2 protein-coding genes and 1 pseudogene are annotated in these 3,574 nt (G+C 70.2%); all 3 read left to right on the top strand.

The window, feature by feature from the left end:
- A partial coding sequence (locus EYA84_RS28775) for a polysaccharide lyase family 1 protein (RefSeq protein WP_131057115.1) occupies window positions 1-1,191 on the top strand: 1,191 nt, incomplete at its 5' end.
- Window positions 1,192-1,262: 71 nt separating this feature from the next.
- Entirely contained in the window at window positions 1,263-2,825 is a 1,563-nt protein-coding gene (locus tag EYA84_RS28770) for a polysaccharide lyase family 1 protein (protein WP_131057113.1), read from the top strand.
- A 342-nt stretch (window positions 2,826-3,167) separates the two neighbouring features.
- Window positions 3,168-3,574: pseudogene (locus EYA84_RS28765) on the top strand (hypothetical protein); the annotation flags it as partial.

Below are 3,574 nucleotides of genomic sequence, written 5' to 3'. Positions count from 1 at the left end.
GGGCCGGGCACCACCGGCGGCTCCGCCGCCACCGCCGACCAGGTCCACGTGGTCGACAGTCGCCAGGACCTGGTCGCCGCGCTCGGCGGGAACAACGCCACCAACGCGACCAACACCACCCCGAAGATCATCTTCGTCAAGGGCGAGATCGACGGGTTCGAGGACGCCGACGGGCGACTGCTCGACTGCACCGACCTGGCCGACCCCGGGTACTCACTGGACGCCTACCTGGCCGCGTACGACCCGGCGACGTGGGGCCGGGTCGCACCGAGCGGACCGGTGGAGGAGGCCCGGGTCCGGTCGGTGACGAACCAGACCCGGCAGACCCAGATCAACGTCGGCCCGAACACCACCATCGTCGGGCTGCGCGGGGCACGGCTGACCGGCCTCACCCTGATGATCGACCGGGCAACCAACGTCATCGTCCGCAACATCACCTTCGACGACGCCCGGGACTGCTTCCCCGCCTGGTCCCCCACCGACGGCGAGACGGGCAACTGGAACTCCCAGTACGACCTGGTCTCGGTCCGCCGCAGCGAGAACGTCTGGATCGACCACAACACGTTCACCGACGGCGACAACCCCGACAGCGGCCAACCGATCCACTTCGGGCGCCCGTACCAGGTGCACGACGGCGCGTTGGACATCACGCACACGGCGAGCCTGGTCACCGCCTCCTGGAACCGGTTCGACGGGCGGGACAAGCTGATGCTGATCGGCTCCTCCAACACCGTCGGCCCGGACGTCGGCCGACTCAACGTCACCCTGCACCACAACCTGTTCGACGAGGCACTCCAGCGGCTGCCCCGGGTCCGCTTCGGGCAGGTCGACCTCTACAACAACCAGTACCGCCTGACCGGCGACGGTTTCGAGTACGCCATCGGCGTCGGCGTGCAGTCCGCCGTGTACGCCGAGAACAACCACTTCACGCTCGGCGCCGGCATCACCGCCGCCGACCTGCTCTACGACTGGAGCGGCACCGCGATCACCACCCGGGGCAACTGGGTGCAGGCCGCCGGCAAGCTACCCCGCCCGGTGGACCTGGTGGCCGCGTACAACGTCGCACACGACCCCGACCTGTCGCCCGACGCCGGCTGGACGCCGACGCTGCGGCACGGACCGGTCCTCCCGGCACCACTGGTGCCCCTCGTCGTCGGCCCGCTCGCCGGAGCCGACCGCCTGCCGCTCTGACCGTCCCTCAGGCGACCCGGCGACCACACCCGGTTGTAGCAGTACCACCACCGATAGGAAGGTAGGCAAGGATGAGACGAACAGTCGCACTGCGACTCCTCGCGGGGCTGTCCGCGACAGCCGTGGGCGCCGCGGTCTGCGTGACCCTGGTGACCCCCCAGGCGTCCGCCGCTGTCGGCAGCGCCACCGGCTTCGCGACCCGCAACGGCGGCACCACCGGCGGCGCGGGCGGCCAGACGGTACGCGCCACCACCGGCACCCAGATCCACGCGGCCCTCTGCAACCGGGCCAGCAGCAGCACCCCGATCACCATCCAGGTGGAGGGGACCATCAACCACGGCAACACCACCAAGGTGTCCGGGTCGAGCTGCAACACCGCCGCCGACGTGATCGAGCTCAAGCAGATCAGCAACGTCACCATCCTCGGGGTGGGCAACGGCGCCGTCTTCGACCAGCTCGGCATCCACATCCGCGAGGCCCGCAACATCATCATCCAGAACGTGACGGTGCGGAACGTCAAGAAGTCCGGCTCGCCCACCTCCAACGGCGGTGACGCGATCGGCATGGAGAGCGGCGTCCGCAACGTCTGGGTCGACCACGTCACCCTGGAGGCGTCGGGCGGCGAGTCGGAGGGCTTCGACGGCCTCTTCGACATGAAGAACGACACGCAGTACGTGACGCTGTCGTACAGCATCCTGCGCAACTCGGGTCGTGGCGGCCTGATCGGCTCCAGCGAGAGCGACCGCTCGAACGGCTTCGTCACGTTCCACAACAACCTGTACGAGAACCTCGACTCGCGGGTGCCCCTGCTGCGCGGCGGGGTGGCCCACATCTACAACAACCACTACCTGCGGATCAACGAGTCCGGCATCAACTCGCGGGCCGGCGGGCAGGCCAAGGTGGAGAACAACTACTTCCAGAACGCCAAGGACGTGCTCGGCACGTTCTACACGAGCGAGGCCGGCTACTGGCAGGTCAGCGGCAACACCTTCGACAACGTGACCTGGTCCAGCCGAAGCGGCGACAACAACCCGGCCGGTCCCAACCCGACGTCCAACACCAGCGTCAGCATCCCCTACTCGTACCGGATGGACGCGGCGAGCTGCGTGCCGACCATCGTGCGGGACACGGCCGGCGCCAACAAGGGCATCCGGACCTCGAACGGCAACTGCACGCCGACGAACCCGACGACCAGCCCCACCCCGGGGCCGACCAGCCCGACGCCCGGACCGACCACCAGCCCCACCCCCGGGCCGACGAACCCGCCGAGCGGCACCAACCTGAGCATCGGCGCCGGCTCCGACGGTTCCAGCAAGGCCAGCGGCACCAGCTACGGCGACGTCCGGGACGGCAACATGAGCACCGCCTGGTCGCCGTCGGGCGCCACGGGCTCCATCTCGATCAAGTGGGATTCCGCCAAGACGATCTCCCGGATCAACATCCGTGAGGCGTCCGGCTCCGTGGGCAACATCCGTGGCTGGCGGGTCATCAACCACGGCAACGGGGCCGTACTCGCCTCCGGCACCACCGCCGGTGTGATCAGCTTCGCCTCGACCTCGCTCAGCAAGGTCACCTTCGAGATCACCAGTTCCAGCAGTACGCCGAGGGTCGCCGAGTTCGAGACGTACGCCTGACAACCGACCGCCACGTGGGCGGGAGCCGTCGACGGCTCCCGCCCACCGCCGTCTCCACCCGGTGCCGCCACGCGGCTGCCGCGCTGCCGCGCTGGTGTGCTGGTGTGCTGCCGGTAATCGCCGCCACCACTCCCCTCGCTGGCCCCTTTGCTCTGCTTCAACCGACGCAACGGTTTCCGGGTGGAACCAGTGCGTGGGGTGAAGCAGAGCAAAGGGGGCCGGGTGGAACATCCAGGCCGACCCGCCGCGCCCGACGGACCAGGCCAGGCTGACCACCCACGCCCGGCGGATCGGGGCACGCGGGCGGCCGGGCGGGACGGCGTGCGGCAGAATCGGCGGGCGATGCGCGCGGCGACGATCCTCACCGCTCTCGCCGACCTGGCTCCGGCCGGCGCGGAGCGGGTGTTCGACGTGTCCGGGACCGGGCGTCCGCTGATCTGGTTGCCGGAGCCGCACCGGGGTCCGCGTACCGCCCGACTGGACCGGCTGGCGGCGCTGGACGCACTGCACCGCGACGAGCGGATCCTCCGGCTGGGCCTGGCGTTCCTGGTCGGCGGCGTCGACGTGGCGGGATCCCGACGTCGGGTGCGGCTGCCGCTGCTGGCCCAACCGGTACGCCTGGAACGCGGGCGGCGCGCCTACCGGGTGGTTCCCGCCGGTGACCTCGAGTTGACCTCGCTGATCGAGGATCGGGACCTCGCCGCCCGGTTGGAGGCCGCGCCGGGGCTCGCCGGCCCCGGCTGGCTGAC

It is taken from the genome of Verrucosispora sp. SN26_14.1 (genome assembly GCF_004307965.1).
Taxonomy (GTDB): Bacteria; Actinomycetota; Actinomycetes; order Mycobacteriales; family Micromonosporaceae; genus Micromonospora.
Note: the sequence above shows the minus strand (reverse complement) of the source record. Positions and strands in the feature narration are given on the sequence as shown.